The 24,161-nt window shown below is 41.9% G+C and carries 28 protein-coding genes, 1 tRNA gene and 3 pseudogenes; 28 read left to right on the forward strand and 4 right to left on the reverse strand.

Going from position 1 to position 24,161, the window contains the following annotated elements:
* From sdhA to M1D90_RS06605, 12 genes are all read left to right on the forward strand, one after another.
* Positions 1-1,764 carry a succinate dehydrogenase flavoprotein subunit gene (gene sdhA / locus M1D90_RS06550; protein ID WP_020452492.1) on the forward strand — a complete coding sequence of 588 codons (1,764 nt, stop codon included), beginning with the start codon at positions 1-3 and terminating at the stop codon, positions 1,762-1,764.
* Positions 1,761-2,525: a succinate dehydrogenase iron-sulfur subunit gene (gene sdhB, locus M1D90_RS06555; RefSeq protein WP_020452491.1), complete on the forward strand. Its 765-nt coding sequence runs from the start codon at positions 1,761-1,763 to the stop codon at positions 2,523-2,525. Before sdhA ends, sdhB begins: the two co-directional genes overlap by 4 nt.
* Before the next feature lie 63 nt (positions 2,526-2,588).
* A complete protein-coding gene (locus M1D90_RS06560) occupies positions 2,589-3,059 on the forward strand; it encodes an acyl-CoA thioesterase (RefSeq protein ID WP_023855446.1) in 471 nt (156 codons plus the stop codon).
* Between the two features lie 17 nt (positions 3,060-3,076).
* Positions 3,077-3,775, forward strand: coding sequence for an SDR family NAD(P)-dependent oxidoreductase (locus M1D90_RS06565; protein WP_023855445.1), 699 nt, complete (start codon positions 3,077-3,079; stop codon positions 3,773-3,775).
* Between the two features lie 175 nt (positions 3,776-3,950).
* Positions 3,951-4,175: a spore germination transcription factor GerE gene (gene gerE, locus M1D90_RS06570; RefSeq protein WP_003184172.1), complete on the forward strand. Its 225-nt coding sequence runs from the start codon at positions 3,951-3,953 to the stop codon at positions 4,173-4,175.
* 161 nt (positions 4,176-4,336) lie between these two features.
* Positions 4,337-4,780 carry a MarR family winged helix-turn-helix transcriptional regulator gene (locus tag M1D90_RS06575; RefSeq protein ID WP_003184148.1) on the forward strand — a complete coding sequence of 148 codons (444 nt, stop codon included), beginning with the start codon at positions 4,337-4,339 and terminating at the stop codon, positions 4,778-4,780.
* 7 nt (positions 4,781-4,787) lie between these two features.
* Entirely contained in the window at positions 4,788-5,606 is an 819-nt protein-coding gene (gene racE / locus M1D90_RS06580) for a glutamate racemase (protein WP_020452488.1), read from the forward strand.
* Between the two features lie 152 nt (positions 5,607-5,758).
* The gene (locus M1D90_RS06585) at positions 5,759-6,868 is read left to right on the forward strand and encodes a GerMN domain-containing protein (RefSeq protein WP_123032344.1); all 1,110 of its coding nucleotides are present in this window, start codon (positions 5,759-5,761) and stop codon (positions 6,866-6,868) included.
* 125 nt (positions 6,869-6,993) lie between these two features.
* Positions 6,994-7,734: a ribonuclease PH gene (gene rph / locus M1D90_RS06590; RefSeq protein ID WP_020452486.1), complete on the forward strand. Its 741-nt coding sequence runs from the start codon at positions 6,994-6,996 to the stop codon at positions 7,732-7,734.
* Positions 7,735-7,756: 22 nt separating this feature from the next.
* A complete protein-coding gene (locus M1D90_RS06595) occupies positions 7,757-8,347 on the forward strand; it encodes an XTP/dITP diphosphatase (RefSeq protein WP_456283211.1) in 591 nt (196 codons plus the stop codon).
* A gap of 17 nt (positions 8,348-8,364) precedes the next feature.
* On the forward strand, positions 8,365-8,886 hold the full coding sequence (locus M1D90_RS06600; protein WP_026579121.1) for a metallophosphoesterase: 522 nt from the start codon (positions 8,365-8,367) through the stop codon (positions 8,884-8,886).
* A 119-nt stretch (positions 8,887-9,005) separates the two neighbouring features.
* A tRNA-Arg gene (locus tag M1D90_RS06605) sits at positions 9,006-9,079 on the forward strand.
* A 119-nt stretch (positions 9,080-9,198) separates the two neighbouring features.
* Here M1D90_RS06605 and M1D90_RS06610 read toward each other — a convergent pair.
* Positions 9,199-9,939 carry a tyrosine-type recombinase/integrase gene (locus M1D90_RS06610; protein ID WP_456283213.1) on the reverse strand — a complete coding sequence of 247 codons (741 nt, stop codon included), beginning with the start codon at positions 9,937-9,939 and terminating at the stop codon, positions 9,199-9,201.
* Positions 9,940-10,432: 493 nt separating this feature from the next.
* Here M1D90_RS06610 and M1D90_RS06615 point away from each other — a divergent pair, with 493 nt between their 5' ends.
* Together M1D90_RS06615 and M1D90_RS06620 are read left to right on the forward strand one after the other, a co-directional pair.
* The gene (locus M1D90_RS06615; RefSeq protein WP_456283215.1) at positions 10,433-11,083 is read left to right on the forward strand and encodes a hypothetical protein; all 651 of its coding nucleotides are present in this window, start codon (positions 10,433-10,435) and stop codon (positions 11,081-11,083) included.
* Between the two features lie 107 nt (positions 11,084-11,190).
* Complete coding sequence (locus M1D90_RS06620; protein ID WP_456283217.1) at positions 11,191-11,574, forward strand: ArpU family phage packaging/lysis transcriptional regulator; 384 nt, start codon at positions 11,191-11,193, stop codon at positions 11,572-11,574.
* A gap of 47 nt (positions 11,575-11,621) precedes the next feature.
* Here M1D90_RS06620 and M1D90_RS06625 read toward each other — a convergent pair whose 3' ends face one another.
* Both M1D90_RS06625 and M1D90_RS06630 read right to left on the reverse strand, forming a co-directional pair.
* A complete protein-coding gene (locus tag M1D90_RS06625) occupies positions 11,622-11,756 on the reverse strand; it encodes a hypothetical protein (protein WP_456283219.1) in 135 nt (44 codons plus the stop codon).
* On the reverse strand, positions 11,756-12,871 hold the full coding sequence (locus M1D90_RS06630) for a response regulator aspartate phosphatase (protein ID WP_456283221.1): 1,116 nt from the start codon (positions 12,869-12,871) through the stop codon (positions 11,756-11,758). The genes M1D90_RS06625 and M1D90_RS06630 overlap by 1 nt, the downstream gene beginning before the upstream one ends.
* A 280-nt stretch (positions 12,872-13,151) precedes the next feature.
* On the opposite strand from M1D90_RS06630, the gene M1D90_RS06635 reads away from it, so the two are divergent.
* From M1D90_RS06635 to M1D90_RS06700, 14 genes and pseudogenes are all read left to right on the forward strand, one after another.
* Positions 13,152-15,152 carry a T7SS effector LXG polymorphic toxin gene (locus tag M1D90_RS06635; protein WP_456283223.1) on the forward strand — a complete coding sequence of 667 codons (2,001 nt, stop codon included), beginning with the start codon at positions 13,152-13,154 and terminating at the stop codon, positions 15,150-15,152.
* A 17-nt stretch (positions 15,153-15,169) separates the two neighbouring features.
* Positions 15,170-15,619: an SMI1/KNR4 family protein gene (locus tag M1D90_RS06640; RefSeq protein ID WP_456283225.1), complete on the forward strand. Its 450-nt coding sequence runs from the start codon at positions 15,170-15,172 to the stop codon at positions 15,617-15,619.
* Positions 15,620-16,131: 512 nt separating this feature from the next.
* On the forward strand, positions 16,132-16,287 hold the full coding sequence (locus tag M1D90_RS06645) for a hypothetical protein (protein WP_456283227.1): 156 nt from the start codon (positions 16,132-16,134) through the stop codon (positions 16,285-16,287).
* A gap of 114 nt (positions 16,288-16,401) precedes the next feature.
* On the forward strand, positions 16,402-16,644 hold the full coding sequence (locus tag M1D90_RS06650; protein ID WP_456283229.1) for a hypothetical protein: 243 nt from the start codon (positions 16,402-16,404) through the stop codon (positions 16,642-16,644).
* Between the two features lie 157 nt (positions 16,645-16,801).
* A complete protein-coding gene (locus M1D90_RS06655) occupies positions 16,802-17,074 on the forward strand; it encodes a hypothetical protein (RefSeq protein WP_456283231.1) in 273 nt (90 codons plus the stop codon).
* A gap of 267 nt (positions 17,075-17,341) precedes the next feature.
* A pseudogene (gene terS / locus M1D90_RS06660) lies at positions 17,342-17,662 on the forward strand (phage terminase small subunit); the annotation flags it as partial.
* Positions 17,638-17,817 (forward strand): annotated as a pseudogene (locus tag M1D90_RS06665) (phage portal protein); the annotation flags it as partial. The pseudogenes terS and M1D90_RS06665, both read left to right, overlap by 25 nt.
* Positions 17,814-18,708: pseudogene (locus M1D90_RS06670) on the forward strand (phage minor head protein). The pseudogenes M1D90_RS06665 and M1D90_RS06670, both read left to right, overlap by 4 nt.
* A gap of 67 nt (positions 18,709-18,775) precedes the next feature.
* Positions 18,776-19,606: a hypothetical protein gene (locus M1D90_RS06675; RefSeq protein ID WP_456283233.1), complete on the forward strand. Its 831-nt coding sequence runs from the start codon at positions 18,776-18,778 to the stop codon at positions 19,604-19,606.
* A 110-nt stretch (positions 19,607-19,716) separates the two neighbouring features.
* Positions 19,717-20,391: a hypothetical protein gene (locus M1D90_RS06680; protein ID WP_456283235.1), complete on the forward strand. Its 675-nt coding sequence runs from the start codon at positions 19,717-19,719 to the stop codon at positions 20,389-20,391.
* A 268-nt stretch (positions 20,392-20,659) separates the two neighbouring features.
* The gene (locus tag M1D90_RS06685; RefSeq protein ID WP_456283237.1) at positions 20,660-21,403 is read left to right on the forward strand and encodes a hypothetical protein; all 744 of its coding nucleotides are present in this window, start codon (positions 20,660-20,662) and stop codon (positions 21,401-21,403) included.
* A 45-nt stretch (positions 21,404-21,448) separates the two neighbouring features.
* A complete protein-coding gene (locus M1D90_RS06690; RefSeq protein WP_456283239.1) occupies positions 21,449-22,573 on the forward strand; it encodes an SAP domain-containing protein in 1,125 nt (374 codons plus the stop codon).
* Between the two features lie 375 nt (positions 22,574-22,948).
* The gene (locus M1D90_RS06695; RefSeq protein ID WP_456283241.1) at positions 22,949-23,143 is read left to right on the forward strand and encodes a hypothetical protein; all 195 of its coding nucleotides are present in this window, start codon (positions 22,949-22,951) and stop codon (positions 23,141-23,143) included.
* A gap of 79 nt (positions 23,144-23,222) precedes the next feature.
* Positions 23,223-23,393, forward strand: coding sequence for a galactose oxidase (locus M1D90_RS06700; protein WP_456283243.1), 171 nt, complete (start codon positions 23,223-23,225; stop codon positions 23,391-23,393).
* Positions 23,394-23,613: 220 nt separating this feature from the next.
* On the opposite strand, the gene M1D90_RS06705 is transcribed toward M1D90_RS06700, so the two are convergent.
* A complete protein-coding gene (locus M1D90_RS06705) occupies positions 23,614-23,868 on the reverse strand; it encodes a hypothetical protein (protein WP_020452482.1) in 255 nt (84 codons plus the stop codon).
* Between the last annotated feature and the right edge of the window lie 293 nt (positions 23,869-24,161).

The raw sequence follows: 24,161 nt of genomic DNA on the forward strand, positions 1-24,161 counted from the left end.
ATGAGCAATTCAAGCATCATCGTTGTCGGCGGAGGACTTGCGGGTCTGATGGCGACCATTAAAGCTGCGGAAGCAGGAACAAATGTAAAACTATTTTCGATCGTTCCCGTTAAGCGCTCACATTCCGTATGTGCGCAGGGCGGAATCAACGGAGCGGTCAATACAAAAGGTGAAGGCGACTCCCCTTGGGAGCATTTTGACGATACCGTTTACGGAGGCGACTTTCTGGCCAACCAGCCGCCGGTCAAAGCGATGTGTGATGCGGCGCCGTCGATTATTCATTTGCTTGACCGCATGGGCGTCATGTTTAACAGAACACCTGAAGGGCTGCTTGACTTCCGGCGCTTCGGGGGAACTCAGCATCACAGAACGGCATATGCGGGGGCGACGACCGGACAGCAGCTCTTGTACGCGCTGGATGAGCAGGTTCGCCGCTTTGAAGTAGAAGGGCTTGTTTCGAAATATGAAGGCTGGGAGTTTCTCGGAGCCGTTCTTGATGATGACAATGCGTGCCGGGGCATCGTCGCCCAAAATCTGACGACGATGGAAATCGAGTCGTTCCGTTCAGACGCAGTCATCATGGCGACCGGGGGACCGGGCATCATCTTTGGAAAATCGACGAACTCGATGATCAATACCGGATCAGCCGCTTCGATCGTTTACCAGCAGGGCGCTTACTATGCGAACGGAGAATTCATCCAGATCCACCCGACCGCCATTCCGGGAGACGACAAGCTCCGTCTGATGAGCGAATCGGCGCGCGGTGAAGGCGGACGAGTCTGGACGTATAAAGACGGAAAGCCTTGGTATTTCCTCGAAGAGAAATATCCGGCATACGGAAACCTTGTGCCGCGGGATATTGCGACGCGTGAAATATTTGATGTATGCGTCAGACAAAAGCTCGGCATCAACGGCGAAAACATGGTATATCTCGATCTTTCCCACAAAGATCCGAAGGAATTGGACATCAAGTTGGGCGGAATCATTGAAATCTATGAAAAATTCATGGGTGACGATCCGCGCAAGCTGCCGATGAAGATTTTCCCTGCAGTCCACTACTCAATGGGCGGACTCTGGGTCGACTACAATCAGATGACCAACATTCCAGGACTGTTTGCCGCAGGGGAATGCGATTATTCAATGCACGGCGGAAACCGCCTGGGCGCGAACTCGCTCTTGTCAGCCATTTACGGCGGCATGGTGGCAGGTCCGAAAGCCGTTGAATATATTCAAGGTCTTGAAACATCCGCAGAAGATCTGTCTTCTTCCGTTTTCGACAGCTGCGTCAAAAAGGAAGAAGAAAAGTGGGCTGACATTATGAAAATGGACGGCAATGAAAATGCATATGTCCTTCATAAAGAGCTCGGCGAATGGATGACAGATAACGTGACGGTTGTGCGCCACAATGACAAGCTGCTGAAAACGGATGAAAAAATCCAAGAGCTTGCCGAGCGCTACCAAAACATCAATATCAACGATACGGCAAAATGGAGCAACCAGGGCGCCGTATTCACACGCCAGCTGCACAACATGCTGCAATTGGCACGGGTGATCACGCTCGGTGCATACAACCGGAATGAGAGCCGCGGCGCCCATTATAAACCGGATTTCCCTGAACGTAATGACGAGGAATGGCTGAAAACAACAATGGCGAAACATGCAGGCGATTTTGAAGCCCCGAAATTCCATTATGAGGATGTCGATGTTTCATTAATCGCACCGCGTAAACGGGATTACTCGAAGAAAAAGGTGGCGAAATCATGAGTGAAAATAAGACAATCAAGTTTATCATCACTCGTCAGGATACATCGGATTCTAGTCCTTACCAGGAAGAGTTTGAAATTCCATACCGTCCGAATATGAACGTCATTTCCGCTTTGATGGAAATCAGAAGGAACCCGGTTAATACGAAAGGGGAAAAAACGTCGCCGATTGCTTGGGATATGAACTGTCTCGAGGAAGTGTGCGGCGCTTGCTCGATGGTGATCAACGGCAAGCCGAGACAGTCCTGTACAGCCCTGATCGACCAGCTTGAGCAGCCGATCCGCCTTGAACCGATGAAAACATTCCCGGTTGTCCGCGACCTTCAAGTGGACCGGAGCCGCATGTTTGATTCATTGAAGAAAGTCAAAGCATGGGTACCGATCGACGGCACATATGACCTCGGACCGGGACCGAGAATGCCGGAAAGAAGACGGCAGTGGGCGTATGAGCTGTCAAAATGCATGACTTGCGGCGTATGTCTTGAAGCTTGTCCAAACGTGAACGATAAAACAAACTTTATGGGACCTGCACCGCTCTCGCAAGTGCGCTTATTCAATAGCCATCCGACAGGCGCGATGAACAAATCGGAACGACTTGAAGCGATTATGGGAGACGGTGGACTGGCCGAATGCGGAAATTCGCAAAACTGCGTGCAGTCATGTCCGAAAGGCATCCCGCTCACAACCTCAATCGCTGCATTAAACAGGGATACGACCGTTCAGGCGTTTAAAAACTTCTTCGGAAGCGACAACACGGAATAACACGAAAAAACGCACCTCTTCAAGCCGAAGAGGTGTTTTTATGACCAAAGGGGATGAAAAACAATGAAGCTGCCGGGATATATTGAAGAACCGTTTGACACATGGTGTCAGTCATTTTCTTTTTTTGATGAAGTATCCGTCCGTTTTTCAGAAACGGACATGTTCGGTCATATGAACAATGTCACACCGTTTGTCTATTTCGAGGAAGCGAGGATTTCCTATTTCAAGCACCTGGGCGTCATGGACCGCCTTTCAGACGGGAAGAGCGCGGCCATTCCCGTCGTGGCGAGCCAGCAATGCGATTATTTTCAGCAGGTCATGCTTCATGAACATTTGAAAATCGGCGTCAAAACAGCATCTGTCGGCAACGCTTCCCTCACCCTCCACTATGCGGCGAAAAATGGGGAAGGTGACCTTTGCTTTACAGGGGTGGCGGTTATGGTGCAAATTGCGAAAGATACGGGTAAACCGGTGAAATGGACAGATGAACAAAAAGCAAAACTGCTTGGCAATCACTCATTTCCTGAGAAATAATTGACAGGGAGAAGAAAATGAAAAAAGCGATGATCATCGGCGCGAGTTCCGGAATTGGCAAGGCGCTTGCCAAGCAGCTGTCAGCCGCAGGAGTGGAGGTCGGTCTTGCTGCAAGAAGGTATGAACTGCTAGCCAAATTGCGCGACGACCTCCCTGGACCTTCATACATTAAAAAGATCGATACAGTCGACAGCGAACGCTCGCCTATACTGTTGAAAGAACTGCTTGATGAGATGAATTGGGCAGATGCAGTCTTCATCTGTTCAGGTGTTGGATATTTGGAAAGCGAAATGGATTGGAGCAAAGAAAAGGAAACGATCGATGTCAATATGACAGGATTTGTGTCCTGCTCGAACGTGTTGATGGAGCATTTTATCAAAAATGGGAAAGGGCATTTAGTCGGCATTTCATCCATTGCCGCGCTGAGAGGAAACGGAGGGGCTGTCACCTACGCCGCTTCAAAAGCATTCGTTTCTAATTACTTAAAAGGGCTCCGTCAAAAAGTGAAAAAACTTGGGTATGATGAAATCGTGGTCACCGAAATTCAGCCGGGCTTTGTGGACACGGCTCTTGCAAAAGGTGATCACCTGTTTTGGACGGCTTCGCCCGAAAAAGCGGCTGCACAAATCATCAGTGCTGTGCAGAAAAAGAAAACGCACGCATATATTACGAAAAGATGGCGGCTGATCGCCTGGATTTTAAAATGTCTTCCTTAGAAGTTCAGCCCTGAAACGATGCCTGTGTCATGATCTGAAAAATAGGTGTTTGAGGGAACCCTTTTCTCCGTCAGAAACGTCACCGACCTTGCGTATGTTTCATATGATATCACGACTATATCGAAACCCATTCGTTTCAGATCAGCTCTCACCTTAGCAAGGAGGGTTACAATACTTGAAGGAGAAAGAGTTTCAATCAAAGCCGCTGCTAACAAAAAGAGAAAGAGAAGTGTTCGAATTGCTCGTTCAAGACAAGACAACAAAGGAAATCGCAAGCGAGCTCTTTATAAGTGAAAAGACTGTACGTAATCACATTTCCAATGCGATGCAAAAATTGGGAGTGAAAGGCCGTTCGCAAGCTGTTGTTGAACTTCTTCGAATGGGTGAGCTAGAGCTCTAAATTGAGCCGGTGTTCCTTCTTGTAACAAGAAGGGAACCGGTTATTTGTTTTGAGGTGCAATTTGTATATTCATGTTGAAGTCTTGCAATTTGTGTAGAAAAGAAGGAAAATAGACTCAAGTGTTTTGAAAACAAAACAACGAGTCGAGCGAGGTAGAGAAAATGAATTCGAATGCTTCTTTGAATCACATAGCGGATATTGAAAAATCACTCCGCCATATTGCGGGCATCATCAAACAAAAAGGAAGAGAAATTCTCACCCAATATACGATTACCCCTCCCCAGTTTGTCGGTCTTCAATGGCTGTATGAATACGGGGATATGACGATCGGCGAGTTATCACAAAAGATGTACTTGGCGTGCAGCACCACGACGGATTTAATTGACCGGATGGAGAAAAACAACCTCGTTGAACGGGTGAAAGATCCGTCCGACAGGCGCGTAGTCCGCATTCATCTTCTCTCGGAAGGAGAGCGGATCATCCAGGAGGTCATTCAAAAAAGGCAGGACTATTTGGAAGACATGTTAGAGGCGTTTTCCGAGGAAGAAACAGCCGCATTTGAAAAATTATTAATTAAACTTCAGCAGGAAATGAACAGAAAATGAGGCGATTTTGTTGGATCAACCGATAGGAGTCATCGATTCGGGAGTCGGCGGTTTAACCGTTGCAAAAGAAATCATGAGGCAGCTGCCGAAAGAAAAAATTATATATCTTGGAGATACGAAAAGGTGTCCGTACGGGCCCCGGGACAGAAAAGAAGTCCTGTCATATACATGGGAAATGACAAATTATTTGTTATCCCGCCACCATATTAAAATGCTCGTGATCGCCTGCAATACAGCGACGGCCATCGCACTTGAAGAAATCAGCAGAGAAGTCGCGATCCCGGTCATCGGCGTTGTGCAGCCCGGAGCCAGAACCGCGATTAAAGTGACGGAGAACCAGCGAATCGGCGTGATCGGAACAGAAAACACGATCAAAAGCGGCGCATATGAAGAAGCGCTTCTTTCGCTGAACGGAGATTTAACGGTAGAAAATCTGGCTTGCCCGATGTTTGTCCCGTTTGTGGAAAGCGGTAAATTTTTGGATGAGACGGCTGATGAAATCGTCAGGTCGTCACTGCACCCGCTCAGGGATTCATCAATCGATACACTGATTCTCGGATGCACGCATTATCCGATTTTAAAAGAGCCGATTCAGCGCTATATGGGAGAGCGCGTCAACATCATTTCCTCCGGAGATGAAACGGCCAGGGAAGTCAGCACGATCTTGTCATACAACGGTTTATTAAGCAAAACGGGTGAACCGCCGGAACACTTGTTTTTAACAACCGGGGAGCGCGCCCGCTTCACAAAAATTGCAAATGATTGGTTTGGATACGAAGTGAAAAATGTGGAAAGCATTTCTCTTCAGGAAACCGCTATAAAATAAAGCTGCCGCACAAGCAAACGGCAGCTTTTTTCATGAGCCTTTTCTTTAAAAGAAAAGGTTTTTTGTATTCAGAGGGATTTTTTTAAAAAGCGGTCTAATTCAAAAACGGGCTCGTATACATAATAGTACAAACTGCCTTAGGAGGGAAAAGTATGCTGAAAAAAGGAATGAAAGGAATCGCGGTTTCGGTTACGGCCTCCGCGCTGCTTCTTTCCGGGTGCGGAATATTTCAGTCAGATCAAGCCTCAGAGGAGATAGATCCGCCGCAGGACATCACATATGTAAAAGAGGAGAAGGAGCAAGACAAAACAGACAAAACCAAAGATAAAACAGAAGACAAAGGCAGCAAAACGACAAGCGACGATAAAGCGGCTCAAACGAGCGATACGGTCATGAGAGAGCTTTATCTCATTGATAAGAACGGCTATGTGACAGCGCAGACGCTGCCGCTGCCAAAGCAGGAAGGTACGGCTAAACAAGCGCTTGAATACCTCGTTGATGGCGGCCCTGTTTCAAACATCATGCCAAACGGATTCAGAGCCGTGCTGCCGGCGGATACAGCGGTCAATGTTGATATTAAAGAAGACGGAACAGCGATCGCTGACTTCTCAAATGAATTTAAAAACTATAAAGCTGAAGACGAGCAAAAAATCGTACAGGCGATTACATGGACGTTAACACAGTTTAACTCGATTGATAAAGTGAAGATCCGCATGAACGGCCATGATTTGAAAGAAATGCCTGTTAACGGCACGCCGATTTCAGAAGAACTCAGCCGCGAGGACGGCATCAACCTCGATACGGCCGGTGTGACCGATATAACGGCGACACAGCCGGTCACCGTCTATTATTTGGCTGAATCGGACAAAGGCACATACTATGTTCCTGTAACGAAACGGACGTCTGCAAAAGAAAAAGACCAGGTGACGGCGGCGATTAAAGAGCTGACGGAAGGACCGGGCAATAAAAGCGGCCTGCTTTCCGATTTCCAGGGCGATGTCAAGCTTGAAAACGAGCCGAAGATTGAAGACGGCCATGTGACTCTCGACTTTAACGAAGCGATCTACGGGAGCGCCGACGGCGAGAAGAAAGTGATATCGGATGAAGTGTTAAATAGTATTGTGCTGACATTAACCGAACTGCCTGATGTGAAAAGTGTGTCGGTTACTGTGAACGGAAAATCCGAGCTCGTCAATGAAAAAGGAGAAAAGCTTTCCAAGCCGGTTTCAAGACCGAGCAAGGTGAACACAGGTAGTTTTTAAGCAGAGATTTTTGATATACTATAAAAAAAGAGGTAAGCGATTAAAGCTGCCTCTTTCTTTATTCAGCTTTTTGGAAGAGCAGAATGATTGTGAAAGGTTTATGTACATACAATCGGAGGTAAAAAATGAGATACGATGGAAGAGAAAACAATGAACTGCGCCCTGTCACAATGGACCTCGACTTCATTACGCATCCCGAGGGATCGGTCCTGATCACAGTCGGCGGGACAAAGGTGATATGCAACGCGTCTGTGGAAGACCGCGTACCGCCCTTTTTGAGAGGAGAAGGGAAGGGCTGGATCACCGCGGAATACAGCATGCTGCCGCGGGCCACGAACCAAAGGACGATCAGGGAATCGTCAAAAGGGAAAATCTCCGGGCGGACGATGGAAATTCAACGGCTGATCGGACGAGCTTTGCGGGCGGTCGTTGATTTGGAAAAGCTCGGTGAGCGGACGATCTGGATCGACTGCGACGTCATTCAGGCTGACGGAGGCACGAGAACCGCGTCGATCACCGGAGCATTTACGGCCATGGCGCTTGCCGTCGGAAGACTTGTCGAAAAAGGCACGCTGAAGGCGATGCCGATCACTGACTTTTTGGCTGCCACTTCAGTGGGAATCGATAAGGAAAAAGGATTAATCCTTGATTTGAACTACCAGGAAGATTCTGCGGCAGAGGTGGATATGAACGTCGTCATGACAGGTGAAGGCCGCTTTGTCGAACTTCAGGGAACAGGAGAGGAAGCGACATTCTCAAGAAGTGAATTGGACGGGCTTTTAGAACTGGCTGAAAAAGGGATCGCCGAACTCATCGAAAAGCAGAAAGAAGTGCTCGGCGACGTTGCATCAGCCATTCAACAATAACATGAGAAAGGCTTGATACACGATGAAAGAAGTCATCATTGCCACGAAAAACGAAGGAAAAGTCAGGGAATTCAAAGCGATGCTCGAACCGAGAGGCTACGATGTCAAATCTCTACTGGACATCGGCTATACGCCCGAAATCGAAGAAACCGGGCAGACGTTTGAAGAAAACGCGGTGATTAAAGCGGAAACGATTTCGAAAGAAACCGGTAAAATCGTAATTGCCGATGACTCAGGCCTGTCTGTCGACTACCTTGGCGGCAGCCCCGGCGTATACTCGGCCCGCTATGCAGGAGAAGAGAAAAACGATCTCGCCAACCTGAAAAAGCTATTGAAAGAGCTTGAAGGGGTGGAAAAAGAAGAACGCTCCGCGAGGTTCAGATGCGCGCTCGCATTATGCATTCCAGGACAGGAAACGAAAACGGTCGAAGGTTCTGTGGAAGGATACATTACCGAAGGACCGCGCGGCACAAACGGCTTCGGCTACGACCCGGTTTTTCTCGTCAAAGACAAAGATCAAACTATGGCCGAGCTCTCAAGCGGCGAAAAGAACAAAATCAGCCACAGAGCGGAAGCACTGAAAAAACTGTCCGCTCTATTGGACCAAGCGTAAAAGGAGGAGGGCCGATCATGAAGGTTCTGATTGTCAGCGACAGCCACGGCCTTGAAGACGAACTGGAATTGATCGCTGAGCGGCACGGGAAGGAAACAGATCTCATCATCCATTGCGGAGATTCCGAATTGGATCCTTCCCATCCCGCGCTTTCCTCTTACTTAACGGTAAAAGGAAACTGCGATTTTTACGGGGAGTTTAAAGACGAAATTGTCGTTCCTGTCGGATCAAAAAAGCTTTTTTTCACACACGGGCATTTATACGGCATTAAACAGTCGCTTTTAAATGTATTCTACCGCGCTGAAGAACTCGGCGCCGATATCATCTGTTTCGGCCATTCCCACATCGCGGGAAGCGAACTGATGGACGGAAAACTGCTGATCAACCCCGGCAGCATCCGCCTTCCGCGGGTGCGGAAAGAAAAAACTTATGCTATACTGAACATTGACAAAGACAATGCAACGGTCCGCTTTTACGACTTGGACGGCCGGGAAGTCGAAAGCCTGACGAACCATATCCAACTGCCAGCACATTCATGAGGAAGAATTTTTTTCTTCCTCGTGAAGAAAAAAATTCTAAAAAGTTGTTGACTTTATGTCCCGATCCGCATATAATAAATCTTGTCGCTGATAGTTAAAGCGAAACAAAACAACATCATGTCCCAGTAGCTCAGCAGGATAGAGCAACGGCCTTCTAAGCCGTCGGTCGGGAGTTCGAATCTCTCCTGGGACGTCTCTGGAAAAAGCCTCAAACTTCTTGGTATACAAGGGTTTGAGGTTTTTTTCTTTGCTTGGAACATGCGTTCTATTTTGGGATTGAAAATGTGTTTTGGGAGCGGATTGGGAGCGGATTTAAATTTTCGAATTTCCGCCCGCTGTTCTGTCCTCAAAAAAACTGTCAAAATGCGTGGCTGATTTTTGGTCAGCTTCCTCGATTACATGAGCATAAATTGACATTGTAGTATCCATTTTTGTATGGCCTAGTCTTTCTTGAATAACCTTCGCGTGCACTCCTTTGTTTATCAAGTGAGTAGCAGAGCTGTGTCTTAGAGAATGAAACCGGATATGCTTAATGTTTTGCTTTTCAGTAAACCGTCTCCACCACTGGCTAATTGAATCTGGTCGGAGGGGTTTTCCTACTTCATTTCCAAAAAGAAATAAATAATCTCCCCATTCCCATTGAGAGCCGGCCTGAAACTTTTCTTGTTTCCTAATGTGAATCAACTTTTTAAGCAAAACTGCCATAAATTTCGGGATTGAAATATGCCGGGTTCGATCGGTTTTCGTTGAGTCATTAACTACAACGCCTTTCCCTTTTACTTCTACAATAGTCTGCTCAATGTAAATAGACGGCTTTTCTAAATTAATGTGCTTTTCTTCTAAGGCTGCTAATTCACCTTCTCGAGCACCAGTAACAAACGCAAGCGGGATCAGGACTTGCCAGATAAAAGAATAGTTATTTAAGCGATTGAAAATATAATCGATTTCTTCTTCGGAATACACGTCAGTTTTTTCACTTTTGGCTTTAGGTCGATCGACTGCGTCAGCTGGATTTTCTTTTATAAATTTCCAATCAACAGCCCGTTGGAGCACATTTTTAAATGCTTTAAAACAATTGGAGATCCTTGACGATGAAAGGGGACCTGGCTTATAAATGGACGAACACCGATTTATATAGCGGGGAGAGTACGGTGGGCTATTTTAAATCTTCCATCCCTATTAAAAAATTTAGTGTGCCGTCGGTAAGAAGAGAGTTAGGCAGCGGAACCTATATTGTCCGGGTGTTCTGTTATAAGGATTCTAAAAAGAAAAAGATGATCGGAAATTTTGACTCTAAAATATTTCGGATTACTGAAGGAATTTAAATAAGGAAAGATTCTTGGGGCGAGCTGGCCGGTTATTGTTAGTCTGAGGGTTAATGTTTGTATGAGTAAACCGACACGGGTCGCTTAAAGCTAACAAAATCATTGGACAGGCATTAATGTTTAAACACCAGCGTGTAAGATGAAAAAATAATTAATAAACCAGACGATAAATTTTTTGTATTTTATGGTATATTGAATTTAAAAAGGTCTGGTTGTGAAGGATGGATTGGTTAACAAATACTTGGGTCGTAAGTTTAATATCAGCTATAGTAAGCACCGTTTTTGTTGATGGACTTCGTAAGTTTATTGGAAGAAAAGAGTATTTAAAAAGAGTTAAAAAAGCAAATGAAGTAATGATACATACTTTGAAAAATTTAATATCAGAAGGTGAAAAGCCTTCTATACATCTTATAGATTCACTAGTTTCAGCATATGCTAAATCATTTAAAATAAAGGTCAATAGCATGTATAGTATAAGTGAGATTTTAGATCATCTTATTAAAGAAATTTTCGAAACAAACTTTATATCAATTGACCAGAAGATGGTTATATCTAATAATTTATTAGAGTTGAAAAAAGTGTATCTTAAAGAAAAAGATGAATTTGCACCAATTGAAACTGAATTTGGTACGATTACTTTTGATAAAGGAATAAAACAACTTAAGGAAATGCAAAAGATAAAGAGAAATCTTGCTGTTTTTTCGGTAATATTTATTTGTTTTCTTACAGTCTACTTAGCTATAATGACTCACCCTGAATTGCGTAAAATTCTTCAAGATAACCTGCAATTAATAAAAAATATTTCGGTATTATTAATTGCAATAGGTTTTGTAACACTTATTTTAAAAATAGGTTTTAGTAAGCCTAAATAACAAAGTAGCAAAAATCCAAGGTCCAAGAAGGAGAGCCTGCGGACACTGAACATACCAGCATCTTCGCTGTTTGTTTGGTGTCTTTTTTATTTTTAGGAGGGGTGAATTTGTTCGCGAAACAATTGTCTTTTTTGCCGGCCATTAATGAAAAAGAAGTCAGAAATACGATGATAAGGGAGCTGAAAAGATACAAGGCTTTGAAGGTCCAGCTTGAAAACCGGAAAGAACGGGAAGCGGCCGGGATGAATAACCTTTTCCCGCAGCTCAGGGACCAGCACTCTTTAAATGAATTGAAAGTTTGTCAGATGGACAGGGCACTTAAACAAAGCCTTGATGATGATGAATTAAAGATTATAAAGGCTAAGTACCTCTCTCCCCAAAAAATAAAGGACATTGAGATTTATATGGAGATGGGGTTGAAAAAGGACAAATACTATCAGGTCAAACGGCGGGCCATTTACAATCTTGCGACAGCTCTCGGGATAATCTGAGGGCTGTTAAGAAGAAAAAAAGCAGACTCTTATGAGTCCGCGAATTTTTATCCGAAAGCTCCATTTTCAGCTACTTTTATAGATGTAGTCTTGACTAAGTTTTCACTCGGTGTATGAACAGCACCTAATAATATAAAGCTTGTTAATGATACTGTAGCCAGGGTGATCAGGAATTTTTTCATCAGTCAATCCCCTCCGTTAATCGTTGGATTTGGTCTTTGGCAATTAATGCTTCCTCAAAATATTTCGCCGCAAGTGCCTGGTGTTCCTTCTTTTTGAAATGTTTACCTGCATTTTGTGACAATTCCGAAACATCACTCCAGAGGTTATTTTCCTTGAGAACATTAAATCCTTTCTCTAATGATGTCTCGTTTAAAGTCTCGTTTAAATCCATATATAAAGATTTTATGATATTCAGTTTGGCTTCATATGTCGTTTCTACAGCTTGAGCAGCTTCATAGATTGCTTTTTTGTACCATTCTCGCGCCTCTTCAATAAGACCCTTTTTACAGAGCACCCGGGTTAACATATACATACTTCGGACAGAATAAACTGATCTTTGATGCTCTGGAATATCCAATGCTGATTCAAAGGATTGTCGTGCCTCATCTAACTTTTCCTGTCTTTCATAGCATATGCCAAGGTTGAAATATCCCAGGGCTTCAGCCCTTTTTTCATTTGCTTGAGCAGCCTCCTTAATGGCTCTTTTGAAAATGTCTTCAGCTTCATTGTATTGAAGTAAATCCATTTTGTTACATGCAATAACCATTTGACACGTTGCTGCTCTATTGGAATACATACCATTTGCTTTAAAACTCTCTAATGCTCTTTCAGCATGATTTAAGGAAAAATAATTTTGTCGAATTTCATAGTATGCAATGGCAACTTGATAATTGAACTCTGCCCTTTCAATTTCGTCAGGGATTTTATGTAGACGACTTTCCGCGATTCTATAAAAATTAATGGCTTTGGTAAATCTTTTTTTATAAAACTCATACAATCCAGAAAAGAAATAGAAATAGTACTGAATCATATCATCAGTACAGGATTCTAAAGCTTTTGATTTGATATCGTTTAACAGATCTCCAGATTCTTTGTAATTCTCAGTCATCAGTTTAAATCGTGAATCTATAAGGTTAAAATATAACAGCACATTTTGATTTTCCTTCATATTAGGCAGTATGTTTTTAATTTCTTCCCGCAGTTTAGTAGCATTTTGAATATTGTTTTGTCTAATAAAGCAATACCAATCATTAAGCATTTTACCGACTTTCTCAAACGCAACTTTAGCTTCCAATGCCCCCAGCATCCTTTCATATAGTTGTTTTTAAATATTCAAAAAATTAAAGTCTGGTCTTTTCCTTTTTCTGCATATGATTCATTTTACATAAAGGATCATTTTTTGACAATGATTTTCCTTTTTTAGCATTTGAAAATAACAAGTCGAACGTGTCAGGGTATAAGACCTACTCAATAAGATTCATTTTCATGGATTGACAGGATTTATTCACCAATTCTTTTCTATAAAGTGGTAAAATATTTCGTGATATGTCACTTTAGTATTAGAGGAGAATGCTATGAAAACTCTTGATGTTCAGGCGTTGCACAAAGCCATTGATCAAACGCTGGAACAATTAAAACATCAATCTGACGAATTCGCCAAAGTCAAAAAAGCCGTAGAGAGCATTACATCACTTGATGATGCTTTAAAAGGAAAAGGCGGCGACGCGATCCGCGCCTTTTACGAGGAATGTCACACTCCTTTTCTACAGTTCTATGATACGTTTATAGAGGAATACAGTTCTACGCTAAAGAAAATGAAAAGCGCGCTGAATTCTCTGGAACCAAACCACAACGGATTTATTTCGCAAAGCTTTCTTGAGCACGAACTGGAACAAGGATTGAATGCTGCGGACCGCACAACAAAACACCTGGTGTCTAAAGCCAACGCCACGATCGCGAAGGTCAGTCATATTGTCGATTTGCCTGATTTGAATGACACCGATTTTCATGAACAGGATCAGAAAGCCTTAAAGGAAATTAGCACGACTCTTGAAAAGCTACATGCGTTTGACCGCGAACAGACAAACGCTCTTAAAACCGCAGAAAACGACCTGGAAACGATGCAGAGATACATAACCAGGCTTGAAAAAATGTACACAGGGCCTAAAATTGAAATTACCGGCTATCAAAAAGGTTCGATTTTAAAGCCAGATGAGATGGATACTTTGCGTGGTGGACAAGACACAGCGATGGGCGTCATGTTGGATAAGCTGGATAAGAGATCGAAGCTTGAAAAAGAAGTTAGCGAAGTTAGTGAACATGATGTTAAACTTTATAAGCTGAGAAAAAAGCTCGAAAATACATCCGATTCAGCGGAATATCTTAAGATTGCTAAAGAAATTGGTTATGATAATCTCACACCAGAGCAAATGGAGCATGTTAAATCTATTGAGTTCTGGGATGACCCCCTTCAAACGACAATTGATAATATTAAAGAGACCGGCAAAGGCTTTATAGATGGTATAGTGGACGCAGGGGAAAAATTAGATGAGGCAGGGGAGAAATATTTAGGTCCTGTATATAAATCAGCTAAAGGCAGCGCTGTCGCTGGATATGATCTTGCGAAAGATTTTGTTGATGGCGGAATTCAGCTGGGGTGGAATATCGGATGGACAATCGACCATTTACATAAAGACCCACAAGTCGTTTTAGACACGGTTCTTGGATACGATTATAAGGGCGCTTTTATGAGTATGGTTGACACGTTGGCGGAAAAATGGGATGAGAAAGTAGTACATGGGGATGCGTATTCAAGAGCGCATTATTTTACTTATATGATCGGCAGCCTTTGGGGCTTGAAAAGCGGAAAATCTTCTGTTTCGACAGGCTCGAAAGATCTTGCAAAAGCGGGGAAAGCCGCGGTCAACAAGGCGAAGAAAGCTGGTAAGACTATAAAACAGTCAATTAAGCCACCTAATAATCGTTACACTCCTGCATTGCAAGGGATTCTTCAGGATGCACCGAATTCTATTAACGTGAAGAATACACCTCCGATACGTGAGCTGGTTGAGGATAAGAAGAAGAGTGTTTTATTTAAATCAACAAGTGGAAAAGTGAATGCTGTTGCTAAGGGCAAAAAAGAAACGTTGAAAAAATTCACAAAAGAACAATTGGCAACTAAGCCTAAAAATTCTCCTGTTCCAGAAAAATGGGAGAAAAAAGGCGGCAAAGTAGAAATAGATAAAGATGGTACTTGGGTATACACAAATAAAAAAGGACAAACGGTTAGATATACTGGAGGTTATCCAGACTTCACTCCATATATGCACCCTACTGTAAAACCTGTAGAGATTGAGGTTGCAAAACCAACCAATCGTTCAGCAGACTTCAAGCAGGCAAATTTAAAGGCTGGTTTAAACAAGGACTCTGATCCGCCTGTAGGTGCTTTAAACGAGCCACCAGAAGGATATACCTGGCATCATCATGAAGATGGAAAAACGATGATGTTGGTTGATAAAAAAGTGCATAGAGAATTTACCCATGTTGGAGGAGTTAATACTGTTAACGGTAAATAAAGAGGAGGAAATATGATATGGCGCAGATCATTAATTCACACGATCAACTTTCATTGGAACAAATCGAACAATTTGAATCAGAAAATAATGTTAAGCTGTCAGAGCTTTATAAAGAATTTTTATTAAAGTGGAATGGCGGTAAAGCAAGACCAAATATATTTAAAATTTCAGATGAACAAGGATCCAGTGTCTTAAACGTTTTTTATGGAATTGGGGATATGTATGATAATTTAGAGGATTTCTTGGATATAATGGAAGACCGTTTGCCTGAAGGATTTATTCCTATTGCAGAAGACCCCGCAGGAAATGTTATTTGCTTAGGAACTAAAGAGCCTTATTATGAAAAGATCTACTTTTGGGATCATGAAGAAGAGTCAGAGAATCCGGATGATATGAGCAATATGTATTTTCTAGCTGATAACATCAACGAATTTTTGGACAACCTTTATGAAGATGATGAAGAATAAAATGTGCTTTTAGAACCTTGATTGGCAACTGCCTTTCAAGGTTTTTTTGTTTCAAATCCGAGAAAAAGCCGACAAAAAGGGGGATAAAATGGGGGACTTTTTCTATTCCATTTTGTCATACGATAGAGACAAGAAAAATGAACGTATACCTGAGTCCAAGAAGGAGAGCCTGCGGACACTGATCTTTTGCACACGGATATTGTGCAGCTGATTGGTGGCCGCTTTTTTATTGGCCAGAATGGGAGACGCACCTTTCCCTTATCAAGGGTGTACCCGGATGTATCGAATGATGATGAAGGTCGTCAGCTTCACAGGAGGAGCGGCTGGAGTCTATGCAGTGTTGCGCGCGATAGTCACGGGGAATGCAAGCGGTGAGATCCCGTTTGCCAAGGAAGTCATTTTTACATGGCTCCCTATAATCTTTGCGTCCTCCTGGAGATTAGCAGGAGCCATTTTTAATTCAAAAAAGCGAATAGCGCAAGGTGGTGTTTATTCGATAAGGAGAAATGAGTATGAAATTAAGAGATCTTTTGTCCGTTGAGAATCAAAAGAGACTTAATGCTTCTGCAGCTAAAAATGGACAGCTTTCCAGAAAGGATTGGGAAGAGATTATGGGAACCAAACGTGATACTTATATGCGTGTCAGTGGCCGAATTCGGAGAAAATAAATTTTGGAAATAACCCTTGCTTTTTCAGATTGATGGTACTTTTTCTTCGATAAATTTCGTATAAGATTCTATTGTCATGCTCCTTAACCGATATTAAGGTGGGAGGTGAGAACATTGGCTGAACAAAGTGGATATTATATTTCAGATAGAAATAATGAGTATTTTAAAATACTCAACACTTTAGAACATGCGTTACAAAAAGCAAAGGATAATAATAATATTGTGTTGGGTGAGTCTATCGAGAAGCTTTTGAATGAACTGAAAGAGAATCTAGGACAAAACCTTGCTCCTTGGCACTTCATTTGGATCATGCAGATATTACTCGATTATGTCCCTGACGAAGTCAAGGGCAATTAATTAAAAGCATCCTTCGGGGTGCTTTTTTACCTTACGACTTCTACGTATCTAACGCACGACAATTTTCAAAAAATGCTGCTATTTTTAAAGGATATTGTAATTTCATGTTGAACAATTATTTTAAGTAACTTGATAATAGAGATTAGGAGGCTAGAGAATGGATAAAGAGATATTTGATTTGGAGAGTAGTGAGTGTCTAGGGAAGTTCGCCGAAGAATATGCTTTTTCTAAAGGTTGTGAATTAAGTTGGTTTGAAGGAGCAACCCCACTTATATCTGAAGAAAAGGCGTTACATGTAAAAATAACCCCTTTAAATCCTAATAAAACATATCAAAAGAATAGAAGAGATCATAGTTTTACAATACCTTTGGGTTTGAGTAAAGAAGAAGTAATAAAACTTTTAGACGAAAAAATAAAAAGTATCCAATAGTACGGAAAAAAGCATCCTTCGGGGTGCTTTTTTATGTTTGCAGTGATATGTGTTCGGTGAAAATTGGAAAACCGTCATAGCACGTTTCGCTACTCAAAACGAATATTTCGATAAAGGTGGATATAAGATTTTCAAAGCAACTATATTAAGGTGAACACTGTTGAAGATTTAAAAAGCTCATCGAGCTCGATATACAGCTGCAGAAAGATGAAGAAATTTAAAAACAAACTCAAACTCAATTCAGGTTGCGGAGGTGGGTGAAATGTAATGGCGAGACCGCGTGATCCAAGACGTGACGAAGCGTTCCGTTTATGGAAAGAGAGCAGCGGAACCAAGAAATTAAAAGACATCGCGGATGAATTGGGCGTTTCAAGCAGCACCGTCCGAAAGTGGAAAGCAACAGATAAATGGGAAGAAAAATTCAAAAGGAGCGCCCCTAAATCGAATGGGAGCGCTCCTTTACGTTCCGGCGCTCCAATAGGCAATAAAAACGCCAAAGGAAACAATGGTGGAAAGGCACCACCTGGAAACAAAAATGCGAAAGGAAATAGGGGCGGTGTCGGAAAACACTTGAAGAATGGCCGGAGGATGAATTCAGCCGGCCGCTTGGTAAAGCTCAAAACAATTTTTCTGATCCGATGCAGGCTCTTTTTCAAAAATCAAAAGACAATCGGTCTGGGGAGTTGATCATGTTGCTAAAGGATATGAGGGATGTCCTCGAGGAGCTGAAGCAAAATGAATAAGTCAGCTTTTAAACAGTCTGAACGCTTTTATTCGAAAAGTCGAGGAAGATGATGGAAAATCACTCGTGGAGGTTATACCTGATTTCCCCGGCCTTTCTAAGTACCCGGTTATGTCGAGGAATATGAGAAAAAGGTTGCCAGATTGCTCAGACGCCAGCGTAAGAAGTTTTTAAGTGGACTGAATGAATTTTGTAAGCAAAGACTCAAAAGAGACGTTAGAAGCCATTCTGGTGTATTTTACGCAGAATCTATTTGCAGGTGATGATTTCGAGGAACGATTTCAGGAACTGACAGAAGGTTTCCTAAAGCAGACCATTGAGGAGCTGACATCTGTCATCATGGATGCATTGGATCCGGATGTCCCGTTTAAAGTTCTTTCGAGTCGTTCGACTAATTGGATCAAAGGCTGGTCTGAAGAGCTGGCCGAGATCATGAAATTAAATACCCATGAAGCGGTAGAAAACGTACTGACAGAAGCCATTGAGAACGGTTCTTCCATTCAGGACATTGAATTGACTCTCCGGGACTTGCCGCAGTTTGATAGAGGCCGGGCACGGACAACAGCCATAACTGAAGTGCTTGCCGCTTCCTCCGCCGCGCAGCAGGAGGCTTATTCCCAATCTCCGGCTGTCATCGCGAAAAAGTGGAGGCACAGCGGAGGAAAGAAATACAATCTTCGTGAAAATCATATGGCTCTCGATGGAACTGTTGTTGGGAGTAGACGAAGAATTCACGATTCCAGGCAGCGGTGAAACATGCATGCATCCGAGGGATTCAAAGCTGTCAGCCAAAGAGCGGGTTAGATGTCATTGTGTAATTGGCCCTGTGATTGATCAGAGGATACTTAGTTTATCTGTAGAAGAAAAGAAAAAATCCATCAAGAAATTTTGAATTCTGAGGGGTTTTGAAACCTAGATGGCAAGCTTTCGTATTATGATTATATGAAAGGAGTAATGCTATGTTAGGGTTTTTAAAAGACTTTGCAGTATACCTTGCACCTGTACTGTCATCATATTTAACCTATCTATTTTTAAAGAGAAAAAGTAGATCAGATAAGTATGAAGAGCAAGCAAAGGAGAGTTTAAATGAAGCTTGTGGTCCTTTATATTTCGCATTAAACAAAATTCTTAACAAAACAAACAAAGCAGAAATTGAATTTGAGTTAGAGAAATTTATTGAAAAATATTTCGATAATCCATCATCCCTGATTAAATTAAAAGAAAGAAATATTATAGACAGTTTTAATAAGGTGGCGGAATATTATCATTTATATCTTTCTCATAAAGATAATGAAACATATCAACAGCTTATGGAAAAACTTTTATTGTTAAAAATAGAGGTTGAAAATGAATTTAATCTTGACCATAGAGTTGTTAACAACGGTTATAAATGGTTTCAGTTAGCCGCAAGCCAGGAGAATTATTGGATTAGATCAGCGATTAACTTCTATAGAGGATTCAGTCAAACTGTAACTTTTCTTTTATATGTAGAAATATTTTTGATCTACCTATTTATAGTAGATAGGTTCATGACTGAAGAGCAATTGTTAATACCTCTTCGACCATACTTTATGTTATTTACAATTGTAATATTAGTTTGTTTTGTATTGGTTTTACTCATTAATTATTCTATCCATGTTTCACAAGGGAAATATAGCTCAAGAAACAAAACAATAAGGGAAAGAGTGGCCAAGTGGATCCCTCTTTTTAAAAAAATTTCAGATGCTAGAGTAGAGAATGAGAACGCGGCTAAGAAAGAATTTGAGGATAAATATAAAAATCTGAATTGAAAGGGGCAAACGAAAGCTGCAAGAATTAAAAAAGAAATTCGAAGAGAAGCCTTAGTAAATACGGGGGGATAGTATCATATCCTCTTAACTTTTGGGAATGAGGGAAAGATATGAATTGGTTAGAGTTTTTTTCATCAGTACTTAATTCGGGGCCTTTAGCAATTGTCCTAGTAGTCTTAATCTTAAAAAAGCCTTTAGCCTTAATTCTTAATCGGGCTGGGGGATTGCTAAACTTGAAATATAAAGATGTTTTTGAAATTAATTTTTCGAAAGTCTTGGATAAGATTGAGAATGAGAAGGAAAAAAATATGAAAGGCGAAACAAATGGTCCTGTTGAGGAACAAAAAGTAGTGCATACAATAAATGATGCCAATAATACTGCTATTAAGGAGGACCATGAAGAATATGATTTTTCGAGAGACAAGGTGGATAATGAGGTATTTGACAGCATGGCTTGGCGTTCTCCCCAGGAAGCTGTATATTCAGCATGGTTAGAACTTGAGAAAGAATTAAGGTATATGTTGGTTAGAATCGGAAAAAGTACAATGTTAGACATTCCCCCAATTGTAGATAACCTTGTTAATGAAGGCTATATTTCTAAAAAGACGAGGGGGATTATTCTCTCTTTATGGCAATTAAGAACTGCTGTAGCCAGAGATTATGATGAAGCTAAATCAATTACTTATACAGATGCTAAGAGATATTACAATATAACCTCTGATTTAATTAAAAAATTTCAGAGCATTCAAGGAGAATACTATGCATCATCTGAAAAACTGTCTTAAAGTAGACAGTTTTTTATTTTACGAAAGGAGGTGAGTCAGATGCCGCGTGCCCATGAAATCATGATGAAAGTGGTAGACCGGGCATCACCACAGATTCAGCGCCTGAGGCGTTATTTGGATCGTCACTTATCTGGTCCTCGCCAGAATCCTTATTGAGGCAAAGGATCGGGCGACGGCCGTCATTCGCCGTATTCCCAGGTATGCCAAAGATCAGCTGGGAAGAGGCTACAATGTTACAGTTCGGGCAGTAGACATGGTGACGAAAACCGTGAATCGTATCGTCTCAAGTGCCAGGCGTGAAATTCCGGAATACTACAAATCAAGTATTCAAGCGATTGATCGGTTTACAGCGCCTGCCCGTCGGGTTACGTCTTTTGCGAACCAACACTTGAACCGGACATGGACCGCCACTGTCAAAGTGTTAGACCTTGCGACTAAGCCTTTGAAGGCGATCGCTTCCGCGGCAACTTCAACACTTGGAATTCTAGGTGTAGGAGCCGGGGCGACCGGAGGAATTGTCGTACCGTTAAAGATGGTCGCCGACCGTCAAAATATGACGACTGCATTTGAAACCCTACTCGGAAGCCGGACGGCGGCCAATCAAAGACTGGACGAATTAACAACATTCGCTGGTCAAACTCCATTTACCCGGGATGAAATCTTTGAATCAAGCCGGGTGCTGCAAGTCTTTACAGGAAACGCCCTTTCTACTGCTGAAGGTATGAAACTTGTCGGGGACGTGGCTGCAGGTGTGCATCGGCCATTCTCGGAAGTCGCTCTATGGATGGGACGTCTCTATGACGGGATCAAGTCTGGCCGTCCGATCGGAGATGTGACGGCTGCCCTGCAAGAAATGGGGGCGATCTCGGGTGAGACCCGCGGCAAACTTGAGAAATTAGCGGAGAGTGGACAGGACATTTCTAAAACTTGGCCGCAGGTCACAAAAGAATTCAGTAAATACAATGAACGGGATGCCTTCGCTCAGTTTTTTTCGTATCAAATACATAGATAGAAATGATATAATTATATACAAATTAAGGGATCGGAGGGAAAAGTTATGGGTATATTCAACTTTCTTAAAAAGGCTATTGTTGGGGAAGGTTCTCAACGTAATACAGTTAGTTATACGAAGTCACTTCCTAACGAATTTAACTCGTATAGTATTGACCCTATTCTATTAAAAAAGTTTCCCAATGGATTGTTACCTGGTGAGTTAGTATTAATAAATTGGATCGAAGGAAAAACAATCAATGCGAAATACCCTCGTTATTTTGAAACGACTTACGGAATTGAGGCTAAACAATCTTTGGAGAAGCTACAAAACGAGGGTTATATAAAAGAAGCATCACCTATCGAGTCTCTACTCGCGTTAAAACTTCCCGAATTAAAGGGGATTTTGAAAACTAAGGAATTAAAAGTAAGCGGCAAGAAAGCTGATTTGATTTCGAGAATCGGAGAAAATTATTCGAGCGATGAAATAGAATCATTTATTGAAAATCGTATGATCCGAGTTACTGATAAAGGCAAAAAAGTCCTAGAGGAATATTATTATATCGTGCCCGCGCATCGTTACGACTCAAAAGATGGCGTATATAACGTTGCGAATGCAATAAGGCATGTTAGTAAGTTGAACTATAAGCCAGGAAATGGTGATATTTCGTGGGCGTTATTTCAAAGGTCTTACATGGAACACGCAGTAAAATCTCAATATGGACTAATGACTATTGATATTCGTAATATGGCGGAACAACTGCGCCGTGAGAAAAGGTACAAAGACGCGTTATTTCATTACTTAAGGGTTTTTATAATGGATACAAGCGGATTAGGTAACAGTAACTACCTAAGTCATCCGAACTACATGATGTACGATATTCCTTCACGCCATATAATAGAGCAATTGATTGAAACACTGAATTTAGACGAATCAGCGCTTAAGGTAGAGTTTAAAAACGCTTGGGATAAAACAAGACCAGAGTTTCACTATTTAACGTTAGATGAATGTTTTCAGTGTCTTCTATACTCGTTTGATGATAACTCGGATGAAGTTAAGGAGGCTTTGTTTAACGCATACAACCGATTAAATAAGGAAATGGACGAGAAATCATTTTGGGATAAATACGGCTTAGAGTTTCCGAATGATTACGAGGTAAAATACGAAGTAAACCACGAAAAGATAAATTAAAAGGGGATTGATCGAATGCCAACGTGGGTACAATATATTTCATTTGCTTTGGCGGTAGTTGGTTCATTAATAGGAATTTACGTAAAGAAAAGGAACGCCTTAGGTCAATGAAAAAGACGATTCGAGTTGATCGTACAGGTTATACGTTGACGTTACATAACAAAGGGCAAGCGGTAGCTAAGAACATTTCAATTATCACAAGTAATAACGTAAATATTAACGAAGTGTTTGCCCCTTTTCCAAAACAAATCTATAGCTGTGACTACGAAAAAGTCGAATTACTACTTATAGAGACACGCCGATTCCTTTTTATTTAACGATTACCTGGGACGACGATTTTAATAAGAATAACACATACGAATTAACGATTAATTAATGGATGAAAGTATTCAGTTTGCTCGAGCTGGAGCAGGGAAGGTAGTAATAAATAATGAACTTTATACAGTCGGAGGAGCTTCATCATACCCTACGGAATCAAATACTATGAAATCTGTAGAAAAATACACAATTAAATCAACTTCTTCCACTAATCCTGACCAAGGCACAAACGACGGGAACGAAACCAGATGATGAAACCCAATCCGATGATGGGGATGCCCTCCTTGTCATAACCATGGTCAATGGTTTGCAAAAAGAGTACCAGCTGTCCATGAAAGAAGTGAATGCATTCCTCAAGTGGTACAAACAACGTGATGATGGAGAAGGACCGGGCTTTTATGCTATTGATGAACATGACAACAATAAAGTACCGTTTGAAAGCAAAAAGGATTATGTCGTATTTAAAAATATTATGATGTTTGAGGTGAATAAATATAAGTAATTCTTTAAGGTCATTCAGTTCTCTGAATGGCTTTTTCTTCAAACAACAACATCATGAGCCAGGCACTTCAGCAGGCGCAGCAGTCATTTAACCAGCAAGGACAGCAAGGTCAACAGGGTCAGCAAAACCAACAAAACCAGCAGCACAATCAAAATTTCCAGCAGCCCCTCCAATAGAAAAGCTTAAAAGAGCCGTTTAGCACGGCTCTTTTTTATATCGGTCATTCCTCGTTTTGATCCTTTTCGTCATGGGTTGGATGCGCCCCGGGGTACTGCCGCGGCATTCCTTGGTGGAGGTTGCGGAATTCATATGTGAAATTGCTGTAGTACTGCTGACCTTCCTTCCATGGCGTGTTTTTGTTTTCAACAGGCTTGTCTTTGCCCTGGGCAGCTCCATATGCTCCTTCAGGAAATTCTTCTGCCGTTAAAAAGTTTCTTTGTGTTTCAACGTTTGACAGTTCTTTTTTGTCGTCCATCAGATCACCCCTGTTTTAGTTTTATTGTTGCCATGAAAAAGAAGAGCTATGTGTTTTCGTTTTGTGCAGTACGATTCATTTTAAGAACGGGAGAAGATGCTCATTTTCTGCCGAGAGTACAACGGGCAAATGAGCCGATCGCAACGAAAAGCCCAGAAAAAACCTTTCGGATGTTATGGTATTTTATGGTTTATTGGTTCTTTTCTCCTCAGCATTTAAGAACGGTTCTTCTATCTTAATACCCGTCTATTCTCGCTTTTTGTTATACATCTCAATTCAGCAATGGTTTAATC

It is taken from the genome of Bacillus sp. JZ34 (assembly GCF_053903205.1).